General features: G+C 52.2%; 21 protein-coding genes, 1 tRNA gene, 2 pseudogenes and 1 riboswitch. Of the genes and pseudogenes, 12 read left to right on the plus strand and 12 right to left on the minus strand.

Going from position 1 to position 21063, the window contains the following annotated elements:
* Positions 1–111: 111 nt before the first annotated feature.
* Together ACOXYR_RS15555 and ACOXYR_RS15560 are read right to left on the minus strand one after the other, a co-directional pair.
* Complete coding sequence (locus ACOXYR_RS15555) at positions 112–738, minus strand: helix-turn-helix transcriptional regulator (protein ID WP_421356528.1); 627 nt, start codon at positions 736–738, stop codon at positions 112–114.
* Positions 739–1163: 425 nt separating this feature from the next.
* Entirely contained in the window at positions 1164–1319 is a 156-nt protein-coding gene (locus ACOXYR_RS15560; RefSeq protein WP_158529130.1) for a hypothetical protein, read from the minus strand.
* Positions 1295–1364: riboswitch (Fluoride riboswitch) on the plus strand. Its footprint overlaps the gene before it by 25 nt.
* A 75-nt stretch (positions 1365–1439) precedes the next feature.
* On the opposite strand from ACOXYR_RS15560, the gene ACOXYR_RS15565 reads away from it, so the two are divergent.
* Positions 1440–2342 carry a DHHA2 domain-containing protein gene (locus ACOXYR_RS15565; protein ID WP_421356527.1) on the plus strand — a complete coding sequence of 301 codons (903 nt, stop codon included), beginning with the start codon at positions 1440–1442 and terminating at the stop codon, positions 2340–2342.
* 15 nt (positions 2343–2357) lie between these two features.
* Here ACOXYR_RS15565 and ACOXYR_RS15570 read toward each other — a convergent pair.
* A tRNA-Arg gene (locus tag ACOXYR_RS15570) sits at positions 2358–2434 on the minus strand.
* 308 nt (positions 2435–2742) lie between these two features.
* Here ACOXYR_RS15570 and ACOXYR_RS15575 point away from each other — a divergent pair.
* On the plus strand, positions 2743–3459 hold the full coding sequence (locus ACOXYR_RS15575; RefSeq protein ID WP_113858836.1) for a DNA-binding response regulator: 717 nt from the start codon (positions 2743–2745) through the stop codon (positions 3457–3459).
* A gap of 809 nt (positions 3460–4268) precedes the next feature.
* Positions 4269–4901 (plus strand): fimbria biosynthesis transcriptional regulator FimZ, encoded by a 633-nt coding sequence (gene fimZ / locus ACOXYR_RS15580; protein ID WP_108474074.1) that lies wholly within the window; start codon positions 4269–4271, stop codon positions 4899–4901.
* Positions 4902–4939: 38 nt separating this feature from the next.
* Here fimZ and sfmF read toward each other — a convergent pair whose 3' ends face one another.
* The 6 genes from sfmF to fimA all read right to left on the minus strand — a co-directional run bounded on the left by sfmF (position 4940) and on the right by fimA (position 10950).
* Complete coding sequence (gene sfmF, locus ACOXYR_RS15585) at positions 4940–5458, minus strand: fimbria assembly protein (RefSeq protein ID WP_108474075.1); 519 nt, start codon at positions 5456–5458, stop codon at positions 4940–4942.
* A 10-nt stretch (positions 5459–5468) separates the two neighbouring features.
* Complete coding sequence (gene fimH, locus ACOXYR_RS15590) at positions 5469–6473, minus strand: type 1 fimbria D-mannose specific adhesin FimH (protein WP_108474109.1); 1005 nt, start codon at positions 6471–6473, stop codon at positions 5469–5471.
* A gap of 4 nt (positions 6474–6477) precedes the next feature.
* Positions 6478–9069 carry a fimbrial biogenesis usher protein gene (locus ACOXYR_RS15595; RefSeq protein WP_421356526.1) on the minus strand — a complete coding sequence of 864 codons (2592 nt, stop codon included), beginning with the start codon at positions 9067–9069 and terminating at the stop codon, positions 6478–6480.
* Positions 9069–9761, minus strand: a complete 693-nt coding sequence (gene fimC, locus ACOXYR_RS15600) for a type 1 fimbria chaperone FimC (protein WP_108474110.1) — start codon at positions 9759–9761, stop codon at positions 9069–9071. Before fimC ends, ACOXYR_RS15595 begins: the two co-directional genes overlap by 1 nt.
* 30 nt (positions 9762–9791) lie before the next feature.
* On the minus strand, positions 9792–10334 hold the full coding sequence (fimI, locus tag ACOXYR_RS15605; RefSeq protein WP_350435263.1) for a type 1 fimbrial protein subunit FimI: 543 nt from the start codon (positions 10332–10334) through the stop codon (positions 9792–9794).
* 64 nt (positions 10335–10398) lie between these two features.
* Complete coding sequence (fimA, locus tag ACOXYR_RS15610) at positions 10399–10950, minus strand: type 1 fimbrial major subunit FimA (protein ID WP_113858833.1); 552 nt, start codon at positions 10948–10950, stop codon at positions 10399–10401.
* A gap of 406 nt (positions 10951–11356) precedes the next feature.
* Here fimA and folD point away from each other — a divergent pair, with 406 nt between their 5' ends.
* From folD to ACOXYR_RS15635, 5 genes are all read left to right on the plus strand, one after another.
* Positions 11357–12223 (plus strand): bifunctional methylenetetrahydrofolate dehydrogenase/methenyltetrahydrofolate cyclohydrolase FolD, encoded by an 867-nt coding sequence (gene folD / locus ACOXYR_RS15615; RefSeq protein ID WP_015965477.1) that lies wholly within the window; start codon positions 11357–11359, stop codon positions 12221–12223.
* Complete coding sequence (ybcJ, locus tag ACOXYR_RS15620) at positions 12223–12435, plus strand: ribosome-associated protein YbcJ (protein ID WP_108474079.1); 213 nt, start codon at positions 12223–12225, stop codon at positions 12433–12435. Before folD ends, ybcJ begins: the two co-directional genes overlap by 1 nt.
* A 222-nt stretch (positions 12436–12657) precedes the next feature.
* Positions 12658–14157: a PTS transporter subunit EIIC gene (locus ACOXYR_RS15625; protein WP_108474080.1), complete on the plus strand. Its 1500-nt coding sequence runs from the start codon at positions 12658–12660 to the stop codon at positions 14155–14157.
* A gap of 78 nt (positions 14158–14235) precedes the next feature.
* The gene (locus ACOXYR_RS15630) at positions 14236–15252 is read left to right on the plus strand and encodes a substrate-binding domain-containing protein (RefSeq protein WP_421356525.1); all 1017 of its coding nucleotides are present in this window, start codon (positions 14236–14238) and stop codon (positions 15250–15252) included.
* Between the two features lie 75 nt (positions 15253–15327).
* Positions 15328–15849 carry a metal-dependent hydrolase gene (locus ACOXYR_RS15635; protein WP_421356524.1) on the plus strand — a complete coding sequence of 174 codons (522 nt, stop codon included), beginning with the start codon at positions 15328–15330 and terminating at the stop codon, positions 15847–15849.
* A 142-nt stretch (positions 15850–15991) separates the two neighbouring features.
* On the opposite strand, the pseudogene ACOXYR_RS15640 reads toward ACOXYR_RS15635, so the two are convergent.
* From ACOXYR_RS15640 to cysS, 3 genes and pseudogenes are all read right to left on the minus strand, one after another.
* Positions 15992–16174, minus strand: a pseudogene (locus tag ACOXYR_RS15640) (CysS/YqeB C-terminal domain-containing protein); the annotation flags it as partial.
* Positions 16175–16261: 87 nt separating this feature from the next.
* A pseudogene (locus ACOXYR_RS15645) lies at positions 16262–16462 on the minus strand (CysS/YqeB C-terminal domain-containing protein); the annotation flags it as partial.
* Between the two features lie 87 nt (positions 16463–16549).
* Positions 16550–17941, minus strand: a complete 1392-nt coding sequence (cysS, locus tag ACOXYR_RS15650; protein ID WP_113858829.1) for a cysteine--tRNA ligase — start codon at positions 17939–17941, stop codon at positions 16550–16552.
* A gap of 184 nt (positions 17942–18125) precedes the next feature.
* Here cysS and ppiB point away from each other — a divergent pair, with 184 nt between their 5' ends.
* The 4 genes from ppiB (at position 18126) to purK (ending at position 21038) form a co-directional block, all read left to right on the plus strand.
* Entirely contained in the window at positions 18126–18620 is a 495-nt protein-coding gene (gene ppiB / locus ACOXYR_RS15655) for a peptidylprolyl isomerase B (RefSeq protein WP_015965485.1), read from the plus strand.
* Between the two features lie 2 nt (positions 18621–18622).
* Positions 18623–19345, plus strand: coding sequence for a UDP-2,3-diacylglucosamine diphosphatase (gene lpxH / locus ACOXYR_RS15660; protein WP_421356523.1), 723 nt, complete (start codon positions 18623–18625; stop codon positions 19343–19345).
* Between the two features lie 119 nt (positions 19346–19464).
* On the plus strand, positions 19465–19974 hold the full coding sequence (gene purE / locus ACOXYR_RS15665) for a 5-(carboxyamino)imidazole ribonucleotide mutase (RefSeq protein WP_421356522.1): 510 nt from the start codon (positions 19465–19467) through the stop codon (positions 19972–19974).
* Positions 19971–21038, plus strand: coding sequence for a 5-(carboxyamino)imidazole ribonucleotide synthase (gene purK / locus ACOXYR_RS15670; protein ID WP_421356521.1), 1068 nt, complete (start codon positions 19971–19973; stop codon positions 21036–21038). The genes purE and purK overlap by 4 nt, the downstream gene beginning before the upstream one ends.
* Positions 21039–21063 lie beyond the last annotated feature (25 nt).

The raw sequence follows: 21063 nt of genomic DNA on the forward strand, positions 1-21063 counted from the left end.
CGTCATGCATATGATAAGTAATACTTTTTAGAAAAGCTTTAAGATTACGACCTTAACGTTAAATGTTATAACGACTATCGTTAAAACATAGCAAAATAGAACAGTAGACTTTTACATAGCATAGGAATAACGGAAAAGATCATTAATATCCGCCCCCATTTTTTTCTCTACGCGTTGCTTTGCGGCATAAACGCTACGTATCCCCAGATTAAATGTCTCAGCTACTACGACACAATCCTGCCCCGCGCTTAAATCATGCAGGATGTTAAATTCTAGCCTGGATAAAACTTCACCACGTATGGACATTGCGTGATGCCCGAGAAATTTCCTTTTGATTTTTTCAGCAACCGCGTCGATTTTCTCTCCAGGATACAAAATCAAAAAAATATTATCGTCATTTTTGAACCAATAGTTAGCCAATGCCTGCAGATGCCTGTCACAGACAAGGATGATTTTAAGTTTGGTTTCTATCAACGTATCCAGCCAGAGTCTGCTTAAATAGCTTCTAAAATAACTTATTGAAAAATCAACAAAAACACAACCAGAATAAATCCACGCATGGCTTTTTTTCAACACACCTTCCGTGATACCCAGAGCAAAATAACGACTGCCTTCTGGCCAGGTGCTAAAACAAAAACTCTGGCAAAAAGCAATACGCACTGATGTTGTAGGTTTTATCTCACAATTTAAAGGGCATGTAATACAGCTTAATTTTTTTAAATTAACTTCAGACAACATACTGCCACCCTCCTCCCTTTTGTAAATATATAGTTCCATTGACATAAATCCTTGTCAATGGCTTCCCTGCCCGGCCTGAAGCATACCAATACCGATAAAACCAACATATACGATAATATTCCTGGTTTAATAAATAAACGCAAAAAAAACACGTTTTAAAAATCAACACTTAAATAATAAACATTCTTCTAACACAAACATCATCCAGGACAATTGCGGCTATCTGTAAGAATTTTACCACGAAAAAAAAGTATCAAATTTGTGATACCACCTCTTATATCAGAGGTAATACCTAATGATAACCATTTTAATATAAAGGTTATTTGCAAAGGAGTGAAATGACCACAAAATTAAAATGAAATATTGTTTCTACATGTAAGTGGAGATTGATTATCATTTGTTGTTATTACACCGAACTGAGATTTTCATCTGGTTAAAATCTTAAACTCAAAATAATTTTCTGCTCTTAAAGCACTTTGCGTTTTTTTTGCATTGTTGCGCAAAGTCTTTTTACTGCCGCGCAAGCGCTTGAAAGCCAGCGCGCCGTGGTTCACACTGGTTGCAAGGTGATGGCGTTCCACCTTCCCCAACCGCCTCGTTTGGAGGCTAATGACGCCTGATATGACTCTCATTCACGATGGGGCGTGTCAGGCTGGCCTTTCTTCTCCAGCTCAACATGCTTCCCTGAAAAGGTTTAAGCAATGATAAATGTACTCGGTCACCTTCATCCTGATAGCGACGCTGTTTGCACCGCTTATATGGCAAGCCGCTGGCTTACGCTGAGGGGCTGTCAGGCACAGGCCTGGCGTTGTGGGGAAATTAATCGCGAAACGCGCTTTATTTTTGAACAGGCACAACTGTCTGTTCCCGCCTTACTCACCGATTCACTCGCCGATCGCGATGTCTGGCTGGTCGACTTCACCGAGCCCACCCAGGGCCCCGCTTCTTTAGCGGAAAGTAACGTTGTCGGGATCATAGACCATCATCGCCTTGGTGGCCTGGTCACGCGTCTGCCTCCGGAAGTATGGGTAAAACCGGTGGGCAGCAGCAGTACGCTGCTGTGGCAACTGATGACCCCAGCGATCCGCCAGATGATAACGCCTGCGGAAGCACTTTTAATGCTGGGTGCTGTGATAAGCGACACCGTCGCGCTGCGTTCACCCACCACAACGCCCGATGACACGCTTGCGGTTGAGGAACTCTCAGCTCTCGCGGGCATCGAGAAAGATGCCTTTATTGCCGGGCTACTGACCGCAAAAACCAGCATTGAAGGGCTGAGCGGAAAAGCACTGCTTAATAAAGATATCAAAACGTTCCAGATCCAGGGCCTGAAGATCAACGCCGCACAGATCGAACTGTTTTCATTAAATCAGGTGGATGCGGTACTGGATGAGTTACAACAGGCGATGGCGCAGAATATCCGTGAGACCGGCGCGCAACGGGTGGTGCTCATGCTGACGGATATCAATGCCGGGTATTCGACGCTCTATTTTGCCGTGCCGGAAGGCCAGCAAGCAGACGCGCCCTGCAAAGTAGAAGGCATGCTGAGCCGTAAAAAACAGCTATTGCCGTGGCTTGAAAACTCTCTTGCAAAGGGGAAATAACGCTAGACGGTAAAATGGTACGCCCTACAGGATTCGAACCTGTGACCCACGACTTAGAAGGTCGTTGCTCTATCCAACTGAGCTAAGGGCGCATTGTGAAGCCAGAACTTCGCGGGGGTGAAACGCGAGGAATTATACGGTCACCGGGCGGTGAGTCAATCCATTTCAATGTGAAATCAGGGTTGTTCGCGAAGATGGACATTACGCGAACAGCCCTTGCGTTTTTTTTAACCACTCTTCTTACGGTAGCCTAAGTGCTGCGAAAACCCTTACCTAACTTTAAGTATTGCCTTAGAGAAGAACCTGACTCTGGTGTCACAATGTCTGCTACTGGCTGTTTGACCGCATCGTTAGATAAGCTATAAGTGAAGACGCGCGTGACGGCGCCAGGAAGAGAAGCATGCGCATCGCAATTCGCAGAGAAAGGAGGCGTCGTTCAGGCACCGATCACCCTGGATTTAAGAATCCACACGCCTGGCCCCCGTTTTTTGATCGACTTGAACGCCTGACTCACTCACTTGCCCTCACGCACAAAACCGACTCCCCTCATTTTATTCTGGTCAGCAGCGATCAATTCTTACGGCAGGGGTTTCGTTTCGCCCCCTATCCACTGAGTAACGGTTGGGTAACCTCAACGCTGGATAATGCGCTGGACTTGCTTCCCAAAGCCCCCGGCGTGCAACTGCTGGTCGATATTTACTACACCGATGCGCCAGCCATCGAAACGCTGGATCGCTTGCGGCGCATTAGCTTTGCGTTTCCGCAAAATTATATTCATCTGATAACCCCGACACAGGACAAAAAAGCCCTGCATTTTATGAAGGCGGTGACAACGCTGCGGATAATCAGTCGGCACTCACCCTTTCGTACGCTGCGCAAAAAATTGCTTATGCCGCAGCCAATGCAGTTCAACCGGAAAAGTCATTTCTCACGTGATGAGTGGCTCATTCTGATGGCGCTGACCCAGGGGCGTTCGTTGAAATCCATCGCCAGCGATCACGACAAAGATTATCACAGGATTATCTATCGCCTGGGGCGCATTGTTGAACGGCTCAAGCTACAGCATCGCTCAGAACTTATTCACTTGCTGAAAAATCTTTCTGCTAGTTCAAACTGACAATTTCGTTAACCTCTTAAATCTTAGATTGTTTTAAGAAATTACTTAATCGAATTGATCTTTTTTTGTTAAATTTAAACAATATCGCAAACTTTATAACTATTCCTAAGACCCGATTTTAGATAGCGAAAGTCACTCTTAAACCAGTTCGTAAAAGTGCATTCCTCTGTTGTGTATTCATAAAGGAACCTTGCAAATAGCGCTATTTGCAGAGCTGACCGGCGTTAACGGCCAGATATCGTAGGGTTTTAGATTACAGAGATAAAATTTCTTTCTTTTGCCATTCCCATAGCTCGCATCGAGATCAAAAGGAATTTTTTGTGGAATAATCGTTGAATTGCGCCATTCCGGATATGTTTACCGATCGATTATTCCCCAATAATTGCGCCACATCAATTAACACGTTTTCAACATTTAGCATCTATTAATATTTATGCCTGGAAAAAAAGTTAAGTCCTCTACAGGATTTTAAACACCTGGTGGTAAATACCAAAAATAATTTGAATAAACTTTCTGACTAGAACATCATATTAATTACGGATTGATGCGACTTTAATAATGCTTTTCGGACAATTCATAGCAAGTATAATAGCCATGTACTTATCGTGTTATAAGAAAAGCCTTTTTCAAGGGTTTAGGCATTGTTTAAGTACCGGACAGAATTGTCACTTTATAATGGTACAAGTAGGGATAGATAACTCCTCTGGAAGTAAGCTAAAAATTAAAATTTTTTATTTATCCATTCGACTTGTAATAGTTTCCGTAAAGGAATCCCACGTAACTATTCCACCAGTCTGAGGCATATAAAGATGAAACCGGCATCCGTTATCATTATGGACGAACACCCTATAGTCAGAATGTCGATCGAGGTCCTGCTCCAAAAAAACCCACAGGTTCAGGTTGTTCTGAAATCAGATAATAGCCATGAAGTCATTGAATACATTAGGAATAACAATGTTGATATGGTTATACTTGATATTGAGCTTTCTGGTTCAGACGGGTTTTCATTACTCAAACGGATAAAGAACATCAGTGAAAGCACCAAGGTTCTTTTCTTATCATCCAAATCTGAGTCGTTCTATGCCTGTCGGGCGATCAGGGCTGGCGCAAATGGTTTTGTCAGTAAACGGAAGGATCTGTGTGATATCTATAAAGCGGTGGAGATGCTCCTGGCCGGATATTCTTTTTTCCCGGCCGACTCCATGAATATCTTCGGTGGCGGTAACACGCGCAGTAATAAGTTTAACGACATGCCGTTATCCAATCGAGAAATTACCGTACTACGTTATCTTGCTAATGGTTTGTCTAATAAAGAGATAGCAGCCCAACTATTGTTGAGTAATAAAACCATTAGCGCGCATAAATCAAATATTTTCACCAAACTTGGCGTGCATACTATCGTTGAACTGATAGATTATGCGAAAGCTCACGAATTACTCTAGCCCTTCATGAATCCCGGCCCTGAAACGGGCCCGGGAAGTCAGTTATAGTTTAGCGTAAAGGTTGCATCCGCATCGGCACTCCCCGGTTGTGGATTATCTGCCGTGGAAATGTAATTGGCGTAAAACGACAGAGTGGCATCCCCTTGTGCGTCAATGGCTACCGCTTTACTCTCCTGTTGTAACGGAAGGCGAGATTTATCCTCATCAAGGATCTCCACCGCAACGCGACTGGCCTGGCTTGTGCCATTCAGCGCCAGCAGAGTATTGTCCTGAGCGTCAGGCGTTCCGGCAAAGGTTATCGATACCGCCCCCGGCGGGCAGCCCGTCAGGCGAATCGAAAAGGGCATCGCCTGAGTTTTGCTGCCCGCCGTTTGGAGTTGCTTTGTGGGCCAGGATCCCAACTGGACTTCTTTCGCACTGTCGCTGGCGTTGACCACGCAGCTTAAATCCACAATATTGCCGGACAGCTGAATGTTGATCTCGCCCAGGGGCGTGGCCGCCTGTACAGTACTCATCATCGCCAGCAATGTCAGAGCACAGGTGAAATGACGTGGCATCTTGCCTCTCTTAATCGTAATCAACACGCAAATAGCCTCGCGATGTAAATATCCCTTCCGCGGGTTTATTGCCGGTAATGCTGACCGGCCACGCACGAATGCCCACCTGCGCCTGCGCGGCGTCATCCAGACGGAACGGGATGGTACTGCCCAGCGAATTTGGCGTTAGCGGATTACCGTTTGCATCAGCAACCACGAAACCTAAATCGGGATTGTCGGAGACCAACGCATTCCCCGACACTTTTTCAGCTTCGATACGCATCGTCAGGTACGCATTGGCTTCCACGTTGGTGCATTTAATTCCGATAGTTTTGCTCTGTGCAGGCACACTCGGTGGACGCTGCCCGGCGCCAGCCTGAGAAAAGAGCGATGCGCCAATGTCGCCAAAGTCAAACTCGACCACATTACCGGCGTTAATTTCACAGCTTTGCGGCACTTCAATGGTGCCGCTGTAGCTGATGGTGTAAACGACGGTGGTGAGCGGATCAGCACTTGTCGTAGTGACATAGACCCTGAACATGGTCTGCTGAGGGATCACAACCATATTGATAAAACGCCGTGTCACTTTAAGACGGAAAACCAGCTTGGAATCCGTTACCGGAAACGCTTTGTTTTTCGAGACATTCGGGTGCGAACCCATCTGGATGTAACGCACCGGAGGATAAAACTCCCCTGCATAGTCATCCGTAATCTTCATGGCACCATCAAGATATTCATTCAGTTTTACATACTGGAATTTATCTTCCACGCTGGTAATCGGGAGATCGGTGGTATAACTTCGCATGGTCGTGTTGCCAGAGGTTCCCTTTGGGCAAATGGCGTTGACACCCACCAAACCCGACTTCTGCGACAGCGTAACTATCTGCCCCACCTGGTTATTCGCGCTGGTAAAAACATCCGTCAGGTTATAGGCAATATCTTTTGCAACGCCCTCCGAATTCGCACACACCGTCGCCCAGGCGGGAAGCGCCGTCATTCCCAGACATGCCGCCGCCAGTGCAAGGGCACCTTTCATACTCTTATTCACGTTCACAGCGTGCTCCCATCATGGTAATCGCCTGATTTAAACTCTCCTGCGGGAGCGTATAAGTTACCCGGCAGCGTTCCTGCGCGCTGTCGCCCCACTGAATGAGCAGCTCCCCGCTCAGCGGCAAACCGCTGAGGTAAATTTGCCCCTCTTCACCCACCATGCTGGTGACGCCACTGTTGACTTCACGCACGATTGCGCCAAACGGCACCACGCGATCGCCACGCCGCACCGTGATCAGCGCACGCACACCGATTCGCGTATCAAACGCCGCACGCACCAGCGCGCCGCGGGTGGGCACCACGCTGCTGACGTTGTTTTCCACATCCGTATGGTCATTCATGGAGTTGGTATCCAGCGCCACGCGGTTATAGCGATACACGGTGGCGTAAGGCATAACGGCGTATCCGCGCCAGTCGGTTTTCACCCCAGTCTGGTTTTCGATTTTCACGCCGCTCGCCCCCGGCGCTTTAATCAGCACGTTGGTATCGCCCAGCGGCTGGCTAAAGGTCACACCATCGGCATGACCGACCACGCCACCGGCCAGTTGCCAGTTAAAATCATGCTGATCGCGGGAGTAGTTGTAGCCTGCACCGACTGTGCCGTAAGTCGCCTGCCAGTTTGCAGATGCGCTGCCGCTCGATCCATTGTTGCTGGTGTGGCCCTGGGTCACGCTGTAATTCAGGTTGCGTCCTTCCAGTAACGTGCCGCTGACGCCGGTTTGCCAACTGCTATCACCGTCTTTATTGCGGCTCGCGGAGGCGGTGGCATAGGCACGATCCAGCACGCTATCGCGACGATAGCCATTCGGCGTAAACAGGCTGAACGGAATAGAGACGTTCGCAGAAACAATTCGATCGGTGCCGTCGATACCTACCGAGCGGTTCCAGGACCAGGTCAACGAGTAGCTGACGCCTTTCCAGCCACCGGCATAACCAAGCTGATACCAGATATTGGAATCGCTGGTTCCCCAGTAGGTTTGTTCACTACCGGAGAGATAGACCGAACCGTAATCCCCCAGCGATTGCGAAATGTTGACCTGGAAACGCCCTTTTTTACTCCAGGTAAGGTTGTGATAGCTCACGACATCCGGCACGCCGTTTTTATCGTTTTCTGTGTCGGAATACTCATACCCGGACATCCGTTTCCACGCCACGTCATCAAGGGTATAAAAACCGCGCGTCGAGTAGCGATAGCCCAGCAACTGGAAGTTGGTACCGTAGCCGTTCAGGGATTTTGCGTACAAGAAACGCAGAGACTGCCCTTCATGCCAGCTATCATCGGCTAACTGGCTACGCGCATGGGTGACATCAAGAGAAATCGCGCCCCAGTCACCGAGGTTTTTGCCCGCGCCAATCGCCGCCGCCGCGTAGCGCGAGGCCATCTGCGTGCCGCCGTAAACGGTATAACCGCCCGGCAGACCGACAATCATCGTGCCCTGACCAAAGAATGGCGTATCTTTTTGGCTATTTCCGCTGCGGTACTCCCCGGCGACCAGGTCATACTTCAGTCGTCCTTCACGTTGCAGCAATGGCACCGTGGAATAAGGCACGGTGTAGCGCTGCTGGCTACCGTCTTTCTCCTCAACGGTCACCTCCAGGTCACCGCTCGATGAGGTCGGGTTCAGGTCGCTTATCGCAAAAGCGCCCGGCTGGACGTAGCTTTGATAAATCACATAGCCGTTCTGGCGAATCACCACCTTCGCAGGCGTGCGCGCTATGCCGCGGACGGTCGGCGCGTAGCCCTGCAGGCTGTCCGGATACATACTGTCTGAGGAGTAAAGCCGCCCACCGCGAAAACCGATGCTGTCGAACACGTCATTGCCGGTATTGCTGTCGCCCAACACCATTTCGCTTTTCAGCGGGATAATCGAGCGCTGAAGCCAGGTTCCGATATTTTCCCACTCGCTGTGGCGATGGCCGTTATTACGGGTATAGCGCCACGCGCCGTTATTACGCAACCGCCACGGGCCATAGTTCAGGCCGCTTTGCAAATTGAGGTAGTGGCTATCGTCATCGCTGCCTTTGTTGCCGGTGAGACTGTAGTTCAACAGCAGCGCAGGAATCCCTTCGTCCCACTCGTCTGGCGGAATATAACCGCGTGCACTGTTGCTCATCGCCGCCTGAGGCAGGCTGAGTCGCAGGCGTAGCGAGGCGAAGTCAAACGCCACCACGCTCCCCGGCAGCAGTGTTTCCAGCGCCACACAGTTTCCTTTCGGCTCACTGGCCAGCGCCGGGAAGGCCGTCATGTTGACACCCAGACGCTGTAAGAAATCGCGCTGAATACAGGGTGCAAGGCCCGCTGCAGGCGGTGGCGAGCCCTCGGCGGCGACAAACGTGAGATCCTGGGTACCGATAAATTCATCGTTGCGCCAGATATCGACGCGATAAACACCCGGCGCTTGCTGGTGCCCTTGTTCAAAACGCGAAAGATCGGCCACCGAGGCCGTATCTTCCGACAAAAATGCGGGGTTAAAGTAGCTTTCGCCGCGCCCGTTGGGTGACCAGAGCGCCGCCATCACAGCCAGCGTCAGCATACTGAGCGGGTGGTGGATTTTCATGGTGTCGGCCTGCCCTGGCTTCATCAGAGATTTACGCGGTGAACGGGCGTGATCGCCCCGTAATCATTCACGCTCTGCCATGAAAGCGTGCCGCTCGCTGAGGCCGGAATTGCCTGTTGAGCACTGTTTTTCGGCGCAATCATCAGATTGTTAATGCGCTGACCGCCAAGCTGCAAATTGACCAACGTAACGTAATAAGGCGACGCATTGGTCACCTTCAGATGCGTGCCGCTACGCTCAAAACGCAGATGCGAGAGGGCTTCTTCCGGCGGCATCGCCAGATTTTTCGGGCGAACGAACAGTTTGATGCGCGACAAAATCGCCAGTTGCAGAACGTTCTTCCCTTCGATATTCGCTTTGTTAACGGAAGGAATCGCCTTCACGTTCATCCAGAACAGCGACTCGCGGTCGGACGGCAGAGGCTGACCGGCGTAAATAATACGCAGGGTGTTTTCACTTTTTGGCTCGCTGACGAACAGAGGTGGCGTCACGACAAATGTTGATTCTTTTTTCCCGAGGTCGTTTTCAATCCATGCGTTAATTAAATAACGTTCTTTATCGTTGCTGTTAGTGATGGCCAGCGAAGTCTGTTTAGCATCCGCCGGATAAATAACGCGCGTAGCGCCCAGTGCCACTCCCCCGGATGCCTGTGCAGGCAACGAGACACACAGCAGTAAAAATGACAGGGCCATGCTTGATTTAATAAATGCGTTAATCACAACAATACCTTTTCTTTATTTGACGCTTCAGGGATAAAGCAGCGTAAACCAGACATCAGACTGAATGGCGCCAGGCATAACCTGGCCGGAAATAGCCCGATAGCGTGCGCTGAAATGAAATATCAGCTCATCATCATTAATGGGAAAATAGGAAACCGGCTGGGCATTCGGAATAATGTGCCGCTGGCTATTATCAAATAACGCCAGCCCTACCCCACTGTTTGGTTGACGGCCATCGACGCGCGAAGTGGTCATAAACACCAGCGGATCTTCCGTCGGCGTTAGCCCCTGGAAGGCTATCCCCACGGTCTGCGAGACATCTTTTCGACAGTCGACCAGGCGCAGCGTAAACGGTACCTGCGTGGTGGCAAAGCTACCCGGGCCAGTAAACGCGTTGGTACGGTACTGCCCCATCTCGATACGCATATTCTGGCTTTCAGTGGCGACAGCACAGGCGCTGTTAACCAGTTCACCGCGCATTTGTACCTTTCCACCTTCGATGACAACTCTGTGTGCCAGCACAGGCAGAGAAAGCATCAGCGTGGCCAGCAGGAACACAATCCCTCTCATTCGTGGCTCTCTTCAGGTGATTCGAGCCTCATCCCTGAGGCAAAGTCACTCCCTGTATTAGCGATTACTCGTACTTCATCACAAAGGTCGCGTCCGCATTCGCCTGACCCGGCTCTGCGGTATCCGCCGTCGCTTTGTAGCGCGCGGTGAAGTTCAGGGTGTTGGTACCCTGCAGCAGAGTCTGCGCAGAAGAGAAGGTTGCGCCATCCGGGCTCAGGGTTTTCGATTTGCTGTCGAGGATCTCGATACCCACGCCTTTCGCCGCAGTATTGTTGTTGGAAGAGTTCACTGCCAGCAGCGTTGCGTCGGTAGCGTCAGCCTGGCCGCTAAATGCCACAGCAGCGGTAGCCGAAACGCTCGGATCGCAATCGTTCAGAACGATGGTGAACGGCATATTGGTGGTGGTATCGCCGACCGCAGTAAATTTCGCCGTGCGATACTGGCCCAGTTCAACAATTTGATCTGAAGACTCAGTATTTACCGCACACGCTGCGTTGACTAATTCACCTTTAAAGTGAACGCTGCCGCCATTAACGGAAACCGGCGCAGCCTGTGCGGCACCCGCCATTAATACGAAAGACGCCATCACAGTAGAGGCAATAGTACTCAGTTTCATAGGTATTCCTTGATGAATTAAAACATTGTGACGAACCGAATATCCTGTACGACTCGCATGACATAGCACGGCAAATAATTGCCAGACCGCATAACCTCAGCATCCCTGAGAGAGTTAAAACACTGCCAAATAATAAGCAGTGAGATATTCCGGCGATAACACCAGAAGAATTTTATTTCGAGGGTAAGGTACAGAAATTAAATAAGAGAAAATACGTATAAACACTGAGCTCAGGCTAAGCCACGTCCTAATTTTCACCAGGACAAAACCGCACAATCAGTAAGACAATCGCCAGCGGGAAGGGCTTTCGCGCGAAAACTCGTAAAGGATGACTGACAGAAAGCCCCGCATCTGACAAAATATGGCCATCCCCCTTTCGAAAGTGACAGATGGAATCTTCTCTCTGATGGCAGCTAAGATTATTGACGGTAAAACGATTGCGCAGCAGGTGCGCTCTGAGGTTGCGGAAAAAGTGCAGGCGCGCGTTGCAGCAGGAAAACGTGCCCCCGGGCTTGCCGTTGTGCTGGTTGGCAGCAACCCGGCATCACAAATTTATGTCGCAAGCAAACGCAAAGCCTGCGACGAAGTGGGGTTCGTCTCCCGCTCTTATGACCTGCCGGAAACTACCAGTGAAGCCGAGCTGCTGACGCTTATCGACACTCTGAATGCCGACAAAACCATTGATGGCATCTTAGTGCAATTGCCGCTTCCAGCGGGCATCGATAACGTGAAAGTGCTGGAACGCATTGCGCCCGATAAAGACGTTGACGGTTTCCATCCGTATAATGTGGGCCGCCTGTGCCAGCGCGCGCCGCGTCTGCGTCCGTGCACGCCGCGTGGTATCGTTACGCTGCTTGAGCGCTACAACATCGACACCTATGGGCTGAATGCCGTCGTTATTGGCGCATCCAACATCGTCGGTCGCCCGATGAGCATGGAGCTGCTGCTGGCCGGTTGCACCACCACCGTGACTCACCGCTTCACCAAAAACCTGCGTCACCACGTTGAAAATGCTGACCTGTTGATTGTCGCCGTCGGTAAGCCTGGCTTTATTCCGGGTGACTGGATCAAAGAAGGCGCAATCGTCATGGACGTCGGCATTAACCGACTGGAAAATGGCAAAGTGGTGGGCGATGTGGTCTTTGAAGATGCGGCAAAACGCGCGTCTTACATTACCCCGGTTCCGGGCGGCGTCGGCCCGATGACCGTTGCAACACTTATTCAGAATACGCTTCAGGCCTGTGAAGAGTATCACGACGTCGAGGAAGCATAATGGCCACATTCTCTTTAGGAAAACACCCGCACGTAGAACTGTGCGATCTGCTGAAACTGGAAGGCTGGGCCGAAAGCGGCGCGCAGGCGAAAATCGTCATTGCCGATGGCCAGGTGAAAGTTGACGGCGCGGTTGAAACGCGCAAGCGCTGCAAAATTGTCGCCGGGCAAACGGTGAGCTTTGCGGGGCAGAGCATTACCGTTACGGCGTAAGCCGAATGATACCCGGCACCCTGCCGGGTATTCCCCACTCCTCTTGCGGTCAATTGTCGATCAAGTTCAAAAAATCACAATCTCCTATGACGACGCTTCATAATCTTGTTGCGGAAATTTTACGTTTCTCCGACCATAAGTAGAACGTTCTAGTAGAACGTTCTACTTACAATAACAGCGCGATTTACGCGCAATTCATTATCTCCAGTCGGGGGAACGGGTATGGGTTTGCTGTCCGGTATTGTTAAATCATTGTCAAAACTATCGATGATTGGTCGCGCATTAATGCTGCCAATCTCACTCCTGCCCGCGGCCGGTTTGCTGCTGGCGTTCGGTGATAAATTCCATTTGCCGCTAATGATGAACGCAGGCGGGGTTATTTTCGATAACCTGCCGATGTTGTTCGCGATTGGTTCTGCTGTGGGGCTGGCGTCGGAATCGGGTATCGCGGCACTCTCTGCCGCCGTTTCGGTGTTTGTCACCAATATCACCATCGGTACCGTGCTGAACATTACGCCGGAAATGGCGTCTCAGGGCGGGAAATATGCGATGGTGGTCGGCATACCGACGCTGCAAATGGGCGTCTTTGGCGGGCTGATTTGCGGTATTCTCGCGGCCTGGTGTTATAACCGCTTCCATGCCATGCAGTTGCCGGAATTTCTGGGGTTCTTCTCCGGCAAACGTTTTGTCGCCATTGCCACCGCGGTGCTGTCATTCCTGCTCGGCCTGCTATTGCCCTACGTCTGGCAGCATATTCAGGCGGGTATTGATGCGCTCTCCACGGTGGTGAACGGTGATAATCAGGCAGCCTCTACGTTTATTTTTGGTCTGGTCGAACGCGCGTTGATTCCGCTCGGCCTGCATCACATCTGGTATCCGTCGTTCTGGTACTCCTTTGGCGACTACACCACGCAGGCAGGCCAGGTCATCCACGGCGATCAGACTATCTGGTTTAAAATGCTGGAAGAAGGCGTGAAATCCTTTAGCAGCGACACCTACCAGAATGCCGGTAAATTCATGCAGGGCGAATTCCCGCTGATGCTTTTTGCGCTGCCTGCGGCATGTCTGGCGATGTATCACGAAGCGAACAGCAAAAACAAAAAAATTGCTTTCGGTATTCTGTTCTCTGCGGCCCTCACCTGCTTCCTGACCGGGATCACCGAACCGGTCGAGTTCACCTTTATTTTCGTGGCGCCTATCCTTTACGTCTTTAACGCTATCATGGCCGGGCTGGCGTATATGTGTATGTTCCTGTTGCACGCGCACATTGCCAAATCCTTCTCTGCGGGGATGATTGACTATATCTCGTTCGGCATTCTGCCGTCGTTTAACGGTTATCAGACCAACTTCCTCAGCGCGGCAATCGTCGGTATCCCGATGGCGATTATCTACTACTTCACTTTCCGCTTTGTGATCCGCCGCTTTGATATCAAAACGCCGGGACGTGCAGACGTTGTCGCCGATGCGAAAGATAAAACTGATACCGAGCTGGCAACGGAAATTATTGCCTTGCTGGGCGGCGCGCAGAATATCGATTCGGTCGGTTCCTGTATTACCCGCCTGCGTCTGGAGGTGTCACAGGGGGATAAAGTCGATAAGGATGGCCTGAATGGCGTCGGGGCGCGCGGTGTGGTCTTCGTCGGGGATAAAGGCATTCAGGTTATTTTCGGTGCCAGAGCACAGTTTATCGCGCAAACCATGTCCACGATGATTGGCAAATAATACTATGCCGATCGACGACGCCTCCGTTACGCTTGAGGGGGCGTCGTGGCATGAATCGATCATTTTCAGGGAGCGGAATTGAAGAAAGTCAGCATTATTGATGTCGCAAAACAGGCAGGCGTATCGGTGTCGACCGTGTCGCTGGTGCTGCGTCAGAAAGGGAAAATCTCTGAAGCGACGATCGGCAAAGTGCAGGCCGCTATCGAGGCGCTGGGCTACGTTCACAACGTCGCGGCCGCCAACCTTCGCGCGAATACTTCCAATCTGATTGGCCTGATCCTTCCTGATTTTAGCGACAGTTTTTCCATTAAAGTGATGGCAAGCATCGTGCAGGAGCTGGAAAAACAAGGGTTTATGGTTTTTCTCGGCCAACCGCTCAACAGTCATGATCATTTAGAGCGCTGCCTGCTGTCATTTAAACAACAGGGCGTGGCGGGCGTTATCTACCTCGCGTCCGACGCCTTCAGCCTTCATATTCCAGACAAAATTCGCCACTGCCCACTGCCGTATGTAGTCGTTTCCCAGTCGCCGCTTGATGAGCAGTGCAACCTGGTGATGCGCGATAACCGCCAGGCCGCCGTCCTTGCCGCACGTTATCTGATTGAGCGCGGGCATCGCAGCATTGCCTACATTGGCGGGCGCGAAGACGATTTAATTCGTCAGCAGCGGCTGGCGGGTTTTCGCAACGTGTTAACGCAATATGGCCTGGTGAATCGCGAAGAGGCGACGCCGTGCTGTAGCGAAGATACTCATGCAGCAAGCCTCGTTACGCGCCAGTTGCTGGAAAAAAACAACACCATCACCGCCCTGCTGTGCCATTCACCAGCGGCAATGATTGGCAGCATAAGCGGGATTCACCAGATTGGGCGCACCGTGGGGAAGGATGTCTTTCTGACTCAGCAGGTCGCGCTGATTGGCTTTGAAGATATGCTTAACGTGAATCTCACTTCGCCCTCTTTTACCTATGTCTCATCATCAAGCGAAGAGACCGGGCGGCAGGCCGCGGGGTTGATTATCCGTAAGCTCAAAGAGCCGGAACTGCAAACGCAGAAAATTACGCTTTCCGGGCAATTGATTACGCGGGAATCAGCTTAATTTCAGAATCGTGCGCGGGCCTTACTGCGCCCGTTTGCTGCTATATTCTCCTGATTTATCCGGGAATGTTTCGCCATGCCAACCATTATCACACACGCCGCCGTTCCTCTGTGCCTGGGTTTAGGCCTTGGCAGCAGAGTTATCCCACCCCGATTACTGTTTACCGGCATTGTTCTCGCTATGCTCCCCGACGCCGACGTGCTGGCATTTAAGTTTGGCGTGGCTTATGGCAACGCTTTTGGTCATCGCGGGTTTACCCACTCGCTGCTTTTCGCTTTGGTGGTTCCGCTACTTTGCGTACTGATTGGCCGACGGTGGTTCCGGGCCGGGCTGATTCGCTGCTGGCTCTTTTTGATCGTATCGCTGCTATCGCACAGCCTGCTGGATTCAGTGACAACGGGCGGGAAAGGCGTCGGCTGGCTGTGGCCGTGGTCGGATGAACGCTTCTTTGCGCCGTGGCAGGTGATAAAGGTCGCGCCGTTTGCACTGTCGAGCTATACGACGGCATATGGGCATCAGGTGATTATGTCGGAACTGCTTTGGGTGTGGCTGCCGGGAGTGGTGTTGATGGGGATATTGTGGTGGCAAAGGCGTTGAAGGGTGCGCACTGATGCCCTCACCCCGGCCCTCTCCCACAGGGAGAGGGAGAAAACCGCACATCCATTACCACCTGCGCTATCGGCCCGTTCTTCCAGAGGGTGAAGGCGAAAACTGCACTTAGTTTACCACTGGCTCTGTCGGTCCCCTGCGGGCCATCTTCCAGCACGATTCCCATCTCATTCAGACGGTCACGCGCCGCATCCGCAGCCGACCAGTCCTTCGCTTTACGTGCGTCGAGACGCTGCTGAATAAGGGCTTCGATTTCCGCGACTTCACTGTCATCCGCCTGAGCACCACTTTGCAGGAAGGCTTCTGGATCTCTCCCACAGGGAGGGGGAGAAAACTGCACTGAGTTTACCACTGGCTCTGTCGGTCCCCTCTCCCTGAGGGAGAGGGTTAGGGTGAGGGGTTACTTACGACGCCACGTCGTCCCCTGCGGGCCATCTTCCAGCACGATCCCCATCTCATTCAGACGGTCACGCGCCGCATCCGCAGCCGACCAGTCCTTCGCTTTACGCGCGTCGAGACGCTGCTGGATCAGGGCTTCGATTTCCGCGACTTCACCGTCATCCGCCTGTGCACCGCTTTGCAGGAAGGCTTCTGGATCTCTCCCACAGGGAGGGGGAGAAAACTGCACTTAGTTTACCACTGGCTCTGTCGGTCCCCTCTCCCTGAGGGAGAGGGTTAGGGTGAGGGGTTACTTACGACGCCACGTCGTTCCCTGCGGGCCATCTTCCAGCACGATTCCCATCTCGTTCAGACGGTCACGCGCCGCATCCGCCGCGGCCCAGTCTTTCGCTTTACGCGCGTCGAGACGCTGCTGGATCAGGGCTTCGATTTCCGCGACTTCACCGTCATCCGCCTGAGCACCGCTTTGCAGGAAGGCTTCTGGCTCTTGTTCCAGCAAACCGAGAACAGCCGCGAGCGTACGCAGACAGGTTGCGGCCGCATTCGCTTCTTCACTGTTGCCTGCCTGTTTGGCATTGTTCACTTCTTTCGCCAAATCAAACAGCACGGCGTAAGCCACCGGAGTGTTGAAATCGTCGTCCATCGCCTCTTTAAAGCGATCGACGTACTGCGCGCTGCGAACGAATTCAACATTCGTTGCCGAGGTGCCGCGCAGCGCCGTGTAAAGACGCTCCAGCGCGGAACGCGCCTGTTTCAGGTTGTCTTCGCTGTAGTTCAACTGGCTGCGATAGTGGCCGGACATCAGGAAGTAACGCACGGTTTCCGCGTCGTAATACTTCAGCACGTCACGCACGGTAAAGAAGTTGCCGAGCGATTTTGACATCTTCTCGCGGTCAACCATCACCATCCCGGAGTGCATCCAGTAGTTGACGTATTCGCCATCGTGCGCACAGGTAGACTGGGCGATTTCGTTTTCGTGATGCGGGAACATCAGGTCAGAACCGCCGCCGTGGATATCAAAATGATGCCCCAACTGTTTGCAGTTCATCGCGGAGCATTCAATGTGCCAACCCGGACGACCTTCGCCCCACGGCGACGGCCAGCTCGGCTCGCCCGCTTTCGACATCTTCCACAGCACAAAGTCCATCGGGTTACGTTTCACTTCCGCGACTTCGACACGCGCACCGGCCTGCAACTGCTCCAGATCCTGACGCGACAACTTGCCGTAGTTCGGATCGGTCGGCACGGAGAACATCACGTCACCGCTCTCAGCGACATACGCGTGACCGCGTTCAATCAGACGTTCAGTAATCTCGATGATTTCATGAATATGGTGCGTCGCACGCGGTTCAGCATCCGGGCGCAGAATGTTCAGGGCATCAAAATCTTTATGCATTTCGACAATCATGCGATCGACTAACTGCACAAAACTTTCGCCGTTTTCATTGGCGCGCTTGATGATTTTATCGTCGATATCGGTGATGTTGCGGACGTATTTCAGTTTGTAGCCAAGAAAACGCAGGTAACGCGCGACCACATCAAAGGAAACAAAGGTACGTCCATGACCGATATGACAGAGATCGTAAACGGTAATACCACACACGTACATGCCGACTTCACCGGCGTGAATAGGCTTAAATTCCTCTTTTTGGCGGGTCATTGTATTGAAGATTTTTAGCATCGATAATTCCATGTTGACGTGTGTGATCTGGGCTTGCGCCTGAAACGGCGTATTCTACCTTTAATTCAACTCTGAAGCAGCACACATTGCAAGGTGATCGAACCTCGCGGTTATGCTATAACAGGCGCCTATATACGACTCGCACGCGAGTTAACGCACCACTATAACGGAACAGGATGCAGAAATGGTTACTTTCCACACTAATCACGGCGATATCGTAATCAAAACGTTTGATGACAAAGCGCCGGAAACAGTTAAAAACTTCCTGGACTACTGCCGCGAAGGTTTCTACAACAACACGATTTTCCACCGTGTTATCAACGGCTTTATGATTCAGGGCGGCGGCTTTGAGCCGGGCATGAATCAGAAAGCGACCAAAGAGGCTATCAAAAACGAAGCCAACAATGGTCTGAAAAACACCCGTGGTACGCTGGCAATGGCGCGTACTCAGGCTCCGCACTCCGCAACCGCGCAGTTCTTCATCAACGTCGCTGACAACGACTTCCTGAACTTCTCTGGCGAAAGCCTGCAGGGTTGGGGCTACTGCGTATTCGCAGAAGTCGTCGAAGGTATGGACGTGGTTGATAAAATCAAAGCTGTCGCTACGGGCCGCAGCGGTATGCACCAGGACGTTCCTAAAGAAGACGTTGTTATCGAAAGCGTGACCGTCAGCGAGTAATCGTGGCGACACTCTTTATTGCAGATTTGCACCTGCAAACAGAAGAACCGGCGATCACCGCCGGTTTTCTGCGTTTTTTAGCCGGTGAAGCACGTCACGCCGATGCGCTCTATATTCTCGGCGATCTCTTCGAAGCCTGGATTGGCGACGACGACCCAAATCCTCTGCACCAGCACATTGCCCGCGCTATAAAAGCGCTGGTCGATTCCGGCGTTCCCTGTTATTTCATTCACGGTAATCGTGATTTCCTGCTCGGCAAACGCTTTGCCAGGGAAAGCGGCATGACGCTGCTGCCAGAGGAACAACGCCTGGAACTGTATGGTCGCCCGGTTCTGATACTGCACGGCGATACCCTTTGCACCGATGACGCAGGTTATCAGGCGTTTCGCGCCAAAGTGCATACGCCGTGGATTCAAAAACTCTTCCTGATGCTGCCGCTGTTTTTCCGCCAGAAAATTGCCGCCCGCATGCGCGCCGATAGCAAAGCCGCTAACAGCCATAAATCAATGGAAATTATGGATGTTAACCCGCAGGCCGTTGTGGATGTGATGGAAAAGCACCATGTGCAGTGGCTGATCCACGGGCATACCCATCGCCCGGATGTGCATACATTGACCGCCAACGGCGAACCCGCGTATCGCGTGGTACTGGGCGCGTGGCATACGGAAGGGTCAATGGTGAAAGTTAGCGAGAAAGAGGTCGAGTTGATTGCTTTTCCATTTTAGTGACTCCGCGACAAAAGCCCGCCTCATGCCCACGCAACCGTTTTCCTTGCCCATTTTCCATGCTATTCTCTGTGCCCTACATCGTCGTGTGCAGCACACCCACAGGAGTTTTAAGACGTATGTCTTCCCGCAATAATCCGGCACGTATCGCTATCGTGATGGGGTCCAAAAGCGACTGGGCTACCATGCAGTTTGCTACCGAAGTTCTTGATATCCTGAATGTTCCTCATCATGTCGAAGTGGTCTCCGCCCACCGCACGCCCGATAAACTGTTCAGCTTCGCCGAAAGCGCGGAAGAGAACGGCTATCAGGTGATCATCGCGGGCGCTGGCGGCGCGGCGCATCTACCGGGCATGATTGCGGCTAAAACCTTAGTACCGGTGCTGGGTGTGCCAGTACAAAGCGCTGCCCTGAGCGGCGTCGATAGTCTCTATTCCATCGTGCAAATGCCGCGCGGTATTCCGGTCGGAACGCTGGCGATTGGTAAAGCGGGTGCCGCTAACGCCGCCCTGCTGGCCGCGCAGATTCTTGCCCAGCACGACGTCGAACTGCATCAACGCCTGGTCGACTGGCGTCGCGCACAAACCGATGAAGTGCTGGAAAACCCAGACCCACGAGGTGACGCATGAAGCAGGTTTGCGTACTGGGCAACGGCCAGCTAGGCCGCATGCTGCGTCAGGCTGGCGAGCCGCTGGGCATTGCCGTGTGGCCCGTCGGTCTGGAAGCCTCGCCGGAAGCGGTGCCGTTCCAGCAGAGCGTCATCACCGCTGAAATCGAACGCTGGCCGGAAACCCCGTTAACCCGCGAGCTGGCGCTGCATCCGGCATTCGTCAACCGCGACGTCTTCCCAATCATTGCCGATCGCCTGACGCAAAAGCAGTTGTTCGACAAACTCAGCCTGCCGACCGCACCGTGGCAACTGCTGGCCGAGCAAAGCCAATGGCCTGCCGTTTTCGAACGTCTGGGTGAGCTTGCGATCGTGAAACGTCGCACCGGTGGCTATGATGGTCGCGGGCAGTGGCGCTTGCGTGCCGATGAGACCGCTCAGTTGCCTGACGAATGCTATGGCGAATGTATCGTTGAGCAGGGCATTAATTTCTCCGGTGAAGTCTCCCTTGTGGGCGCGCGAGCTCACGACGGCAGCACCGTGTTCTATCCGCTGACTCACAACCTGCATCAGGATGGCATTCTGCGCATGAGCGTGGCTTTCCCGCAGGCGAACGCACAGCAGCAAAATCAGGCCGAAAGCATGCTCTCGGCAATCATGCACGAGCTGAACTACGTGGGTGTGATGGCGATGGAGTGCTTCGTTACTCCTGCCGGGTTGCTGATTAATGAGCTGGCCCCGCGCGTACACAACAGCGGTCACTGGACGCAAAACGGTGCCTCTATCAGTCAGTTTGAATTGCATCTGCGTGCCATCACCGACTTACCGCTGCCGCCGCCGGTGGTGAATAGCCCGTCCGTGATGGTTAACCTGATTGGTACCGACCTGAATTACGACTGGCTGAAGCTGCCGCTGGTGCATCTGCACTGGTACGATAAAGAGGTTCGCCCAGGCCGTAAAGTGGGCCACCTCAACCTGAACGACAGCGATACCGGACGTTTAAGCGCGACGCTTGAAGCGCTTACCCCGCTGCTACCGCCAGAATACGCCAGTGGAATTAGCTGGGCACAGTCAAAACTGGTTTAAGCCTAACGTGCCGGGGAACAATCCT

This window comes from Pseudocitrobacter faecalis (assembly GCF_965231525.1).
GTDB classification, from domain to species: domain Bacteria; phylum Pseudomonadota; class Gammaproteobacteria; order Enterobacterales; family Enterobacteriaceae; genus Pseudocitrobacter; species Pseudocitrobacter faecalis.

What these genes read in the sequence shown, in the direction of transcription:
- ACOXYR_RS15555 (WP_421356528.1), bottom strand. Translation starts at nt 738, where the DNA reads ATGTTGTCTGAAGTTAATTTAAAAAAATTAAGCTGTATTACATGCCCT.
- ACOXYR_RS15565 (WP_421356527.1), top strand. Translation starts at nt 1,440, where the DNA reads ATGATAAATGTACTCGGTCACCTTCATCCTGATAGCGACGCTGTTTGC.
- ACOXYR_RS15575 (WP_113858836.1), top strand. Translation starts at nt 2,743, where the DNA reads ATGCGCATCGCAATTCGCAGAGAAAGGAGGCGTCGTTCAGGCACCGAT.
- fimZ (WP_108474074.1), top strand. Translation starts at nt 4,269, where the DNA reads ATGAAACCGGCATCCGTTATCATTATGGACGAACACCCTATAGTCAGA.
- sfmF (WP_108474075.1), bottom strand. Translation starts at nt 5,458, where the DNA reads ATGCCACGTCATTTCACCTGTGCTCTGACATTGCTGGCGATGATGAGT.
- fimH (WP_108474109.1), bottom strand. Translation starts at nt 6,473, where the DNA reads ATGAAAGGTGCCCTTGCACTGGCGGCGGCATGTCTGGGAATGACGGCG.
- ACOXYR_RS15595 (WP_421356526.1), bottom strand. Translation starts at nt 9,069, where the DNA reads ATGAAGCCAGGGCAGGCCGACACCATGAAAATCCACCACCCGCTCAGT.
- fimI (WP_350435263.1), bottom strand. Translation starts at nt 10,334, where the DNA reads ATGAGAGGGATTGTGTTCCTGCTGGCCACGCTGATGCTTTCTCTGCCT.
- fimA (WP_113858833.1), bottom strand. Translation starts at nt 10,950, where the DNA reads ATGAAACTGAGTACTATTGCCTCTACTGTGATGGCGTCTTTCGTATTA.
- folD (WP_015965477.1), top strand. Translation starts at nt 11,357, where the DNA reads ATGGCAGCTAAGATTATTGACGGTAAAACGATTGCGCAGCAGGTGCGC.
- ybcJ (WP_108474079.1), top strand. Translation starts at nt 12,223, where the DNA reads ATGGCCACATTCTCTTTAGGAAAACACCCGCACGTAGAACTGTGCGAT.
- ACOXYR_RS15625 (WP_108474080.1), top strand. Translation starts at nt 12,658, where the DNA reads ATGGGTTTGCTGTCCGGTATTGTTAAATCATTGTCAAAACTATCGATG.
- ACOXYR_RS15635 (WP_421356524.1), top strand. Translation starts at nt 15,328, where the DNA reads ATGCCAACCATTATCACACACGCCGCCGTTCCTCTGTGCCTGGGTTTA.
- cysS (WP_113858829.1), bottom strand. Translation starts at nt 17,941, where the DNA reads ATGCTAAAAATCTTCAATACAATGACCCGCCAAAAAGAGGAATTTAAG.
- ppiB (WP_015965485.1), top strand. Translation starts at nt 18,126, where the DNA reads ATGGTTACTTTCCACACTAATCACGGCGATATCGTAATCAAAACGTTT.
- purE (WP_421356522.1), top strand. Translation starts at nt 19,465, where the DNA reads ATGTCTTCCCGCAATAATCCGGCACGTATCGCTATCGTGATGGGGTCC.
- purK (WP_421356521.1), top strand. Translation starts at nt 19,971, where the DNA reads ATGAAGCAGGTTTGCGTACTGGGCAACGGCCAGCTAGGCCGCATGCTG.